This is a genomic window from Pseudomonas sp. GL-R-19 (assembly GCF_019956375.1).
In the GTDB taxonomy this organism is placed as follows: Bacteria; Pseudomonadota; Gammaproteobacteria; order Pseudomonadales; family Pseudomonadaceae; genus Aquipseudomonas.
This window is the reverse complement of record NZ_JAHBDJ010000072.1, coordinates 1-4,638: the sequence shown is the minus strand read 5'-3', so window position 1 is coordinate 4,638 and position 4,638 is coordinate 1. Positions and strand designations below refer to the sequence as shown.

1 protein-coding gene is annotated in these 4,638 nt (G+C 66.2%); it reads left to right on the top strand.

Going from position 1 to position 4,638, the window contains the following annotated elements:
* On the top strand, positions 1-4,638 hold a 4,638-nt coding region (locus KGA83_RS26715), incomplete at both ends, for a beta strand repeat-containing protein (RefSeq protein WP_223531236.1).

The window sequence follows — 4,638 nt, the reverse complement described above, 5'->3', positions numbered from 1 at the left end:
GCGTGGGCTGGAGCTATACGCTGAACAACAGCGCGGCGCAGTACCTGGCCGCGGGCCAGACCAAGACCGAAGTGTTCACGGTGACGCTGACCGACGACTTTGGGGCGACGGTGACCAAGGCCGTGACGATCACCCTGACCGGCAGCAACGACGCGCCAGTGCTCAGCTTCGCGACCGGCAACGAGGCCGGCGCGGTGCAGGAAGACACCACGCTCAGCGTCAGCGGCCAGTTCAGCTCGACCGACATCGATCACGATGCCACGACCAGCTGGACCATCAATGGCTCGCCAACTGGAACCTATGGCTCGATCGCCGTCGACAGCACCGGCCAGTGGACCTATACCCTGGCCAATGGCACCAATGGTGTCGCCAGTGCGGTGCAGTCGCTGAAGGCTGGCGAGAGTCATGATGACGTGTTCACGGTGCAGGTCAGCGACGGCCTGGGCGGCGTCGACACCCAGTTGGTGACCATCACCGTCACCGGCAGCAACGATGCGCCAGTGCTCGGTTTCGTGACGGGCAATGCTGCCGGCGCGGTGCAGGAAGACACCACGCTCAGCGTCAACGGCCAGTTCAGCTCGGCCGACATCGATCACGATGCCACGGCGACCTGGACCATCAATGGCTCGCCAACTGGAATCTATGGCTCGATCGCCGTCGACAGCACCGGCCAATGGACTTACACCCTGGCCAATGGCACCAATGGGGTCGCCAGTGCGGTGCAGTCGCTGCAGGCGGGCGAGAGTCATGCTGACGTGTTCACGGTGCAAGTCAGCGACGGCCTCGGCGGCGTCGCCACCCAGCTGGTGACCGTCACCGTCACCGGCAGCAACGACGCGCCCGTGCTCAGCTTCGCGACAGGCAATGCTGCCGGCGCGGTGCAGGAAGACACCATGCTCAGCGTCAGCGGCCAGTTCAGTTCGACCGACATCGATCACGACGCCACCGCCACCTGGAGTATTGTCGGGTCAAATACCGGCACCTACGGTTCGATCGCGGTGGACAACAGCGGCCAGTGGATCTACACGCTGGCCAATGGCACCGATGGCGTTGCCAGTGCGGTGCAATCTCTGCAGGCGGGCGAGAGTCACAACGAAGTGTTCAGCGTGCAGGTCAGCGACGGCCTGGGCGGCGTCGACACCCAACTGGTGACCATCACCGTCACCGGCACCAATGACGCGCCGACGGTGACGGCGGCCGAGGTCGAAAGCGGGGCGGTGACCGAAGACGGCACCCCGCTGACCAGCGGTAGCTTCGCCTTCGGCGACGTGGACCTGGCCGATCACGCCCATGTGGCCAGCGTGAGCGCACCGGCCGGGGCGCTGGGTACGCTGCTGGCCAGTGTGAGCGACGAGAGTACCGGCGACGCGGTGGGCAGCGTGGGCTGGAGCTATACGCTGAACAACAGCGCGGCGCAGTACCTGGCCGTGGGCCAGACCAAGACCGAAGTGTTCACGGTGACGCTGACCGACGACGTCGGGGCGGCGGTGACCAAGGACGTGACGATCACCCTGACCGGCACCAATGACCGGCCGACGCTGACCATCACCGACCCGACCGGGGCGATGACCGAAGGCAACGGCGCGGCCACGCTGAGCGACAGCGGGGCGCTGAGCTTCGCCGACCTGGACAGCAACGACTCGGTGACGGTCAGCCAGAGCGCCAATCACGACCTCGTCTGGAGCGGCGGCACCCTCGGGGCGGCGCAGGCCGCGGCGCTGGTGGCCGGCTTCGCGGTCGATCAGACCGGCTGGACCTACAGCAGCAGCGAGAACCTGGACTTCCTGCGCGTCGGTGAAACCATCACTTTCTCCTACACCGTGGTGGCCACCGACAACAGCGGCGCGGCCAACGCGGCCTCGGCAGCGCAGACGGTGATGATCACCCTAACCGGCACCAACGACCAGCCGACGCTGACCATCACCGACCCGACCGGGGCGATGAACGAAGGCAACGGCGCGGCCCCGCTGAGCGACAGCGGCGCGCTGAGCTTCGCCGATCTGGACGTCAACGATGGAGTGACGGTCAGCCAGAGTGCCAACCACGACCTCGTCTGGAGCGGCGGCACCCTCGGTGCGGCGCAAGCCGCGGCGCTGGTGGCCGGTTTCTCGGTCGATCAGGCCGGCTGGACCTACAGCAGCAGCGAGAACCTGGACTTCCTGCGCGCCGGGGAAACCATCAGCTTCTCCTACACCGTGGTGGCCACCGACAACAGCGGTACGGGCAACGCGACCTCGGCAGCGCAGACGGTGACGATCACCCTCACTGGCAGCAACGACGCGCCAGTGCTCAGCTTCGCGACGGGCAATGAGGCCGGCGCGGCGCAGGAAGACACCAAGCTCAGCGTCAGCGGCCAGTTCAGCTCGGCCGACATCGATCACGATGCCACGGCGACCTGGAGCATTGCGGGTACGGATACGGGTACCTACGGTTCGATCGCCGTGGACAACAGCGGTAAGTGGACCTACACGCTGGCCAATGGCAGCGATGGGGTCGCCAGTGCGGTGCAGTCGCTGCAGGCGGGCGAGAGTCACGATGAAGTGTTCAGCGTGCAGGTCAGCGATGGCCTCGGCGGCGTCGACACCCAGCTGGTGACCATCACCATTACCGGCAGCAACGATGCGCCCGTGCTCAGCTTCGCGACGGGCAATGCTGCCGGCGCGGTGCAGGAAGACACCACGCTCAGCGTGAATGGCCAGTTCAGCTCGGCCGACATCGATCACGATGCCACGGCGACCTGGAGCATTGCGGGTACGGATACGGGTACCTACGGTTCGATCGCCGTGGACAACAGCGGTAAGTGGACCTACACGCTGGCCAATGGCACCGATGGGGTCGCCAGTGCGGTGCAGGCGCTGCAGGCGGGCGAGAGTCACAACGAAGTGTTCAGCGTGCAGGTCAGCGACGGCCTGGGCGGCGTCGACACCCAGTTGGTGACCATCACCGTCACCGGCAACAACGATGCGCCGGTGCTCAGCTTCGCGACCGGCAACGAGGCCGGCGCGGTGCAGGAAGACACCAAGCTCAGCGTCAGTGGCCAGTTCAGCTCGACCGACATCGATCACAATGCCACCGCCAGTTGGACCATCAATGGTTCGCCAACTGGCACCTATGGCTCGATCGCCGTCGACAGCACCGGCCAATGGACTTACACCCTGGCCAATGGCACCGATGGGGTCGCCAGTGCGGTGCAATCGCTGCAGGCCGGCGAGAGTCACAACGAAGTGTTCAGCGTGCAGGTCAGCGACGGCCTGGGCGGCGTCGACACCCAACTGGTGACCATCACTGTCACCGGCAGCAACGATGCGCCGGTGCTCAGCTTCGCGACGGGCAACGCGGCCGGCGCGGTGCAGGAAGACACCACGCTCAGCGTCAGCGGCCAGTTCAGCGCGGCCGACATCGATCATAATGCCACCGCCAGTTGGACCATCAATGGTTCGCCAACTGGCACCTATGGCTCGATCGCCGTCGACAGCACCGGCCAATGGACTTACACCCTGGCCAATGGCACCGATGGGGTCGCCAGTGCGGTGCAATCGCTGCAGGCCGGCGAGAGTCACAACGAAGTGTTCAGCGTGCAGGTCAGCGACGGCCTGGGCGGCGTCGACACCCAACTGGTGACCGTCACCGTCACCGGCAACAACGATGCGCCGGTGCTCAGCTTCGCGACCGGCAACGAGGCCGGCGCGGTGCAGGAAGACACCAAGCTCAGCGTCAGTGGCCAGTTCAGTTCGACCGACATTGATCACGACGCCACCGCCACCTGGAGTATTGTCGGGTCAAATACCGGCACCTACGGTTCGATCGCCGTGGACAACAGCGGCCAGTGGACTTACACCCTGGCCAATGGCACCGATGGCGTTGCCAGTGCGGTGCAATCTCTGCAGGCGGGCGAGAGTCACAACGAAGTGTTCAGCGTGCAGGTCAGCGACGGCCTGGGCGGCGTCGACACCCAACTGGTGACCATCACCGTCACCGGCACCAATGACGCGCCGACGGTGACGGCGGCCGAGGTCGAAAGTGGGGCGGTGACCGAAGACGGCACCCCGCTGACCAGCGGTAGCTTCGCCTTCGGCGACGTGGACCTGGCCGATCACGCCCATGTGGCCAGCGTGAGCGCGCCGGCCGGGGCGTTGGGGACGCTGCTGGCCACTGTGAGCGATGAGAGCACCGGCGACGCGGTGGGCAGCGTGGGTTGGAGCTATACGCTGAACAACAGCGCGGCGCAGTACCTGGCCGCGGGCCAGACCAAGACCGAAGTGTTCACGGTGACGCTGACCGACGACGCCGGGGCGACGGTGAGCAAGGCCGTGACCATCACCGTCACCGGCACCAATGACGCGCCGACGGTGACGGCGGCCGAGGTCGAAAGCGGGGCGGTGACCGAAGACGGCACCCCGGTGACCAGCGGTAGCTTCGCCTTCGGCGACGTGGACCTGGCCGATCACGCCCATGTGGCCAGCGTGAGCGCGCCGGCCGGGGCGTTGGGGACGCTGCTGGCCACTGTGAGTGATGAGAGCACCGGCGACGCGGTGGGCAGCGTGGGTTGGAGCTATACGCTGAACAACAGCGCGGCGCAGTACCTGGCCGCGGGCCAGACCAAGACCGAAGTGTTCACGGTGACGCTGACCGACGACG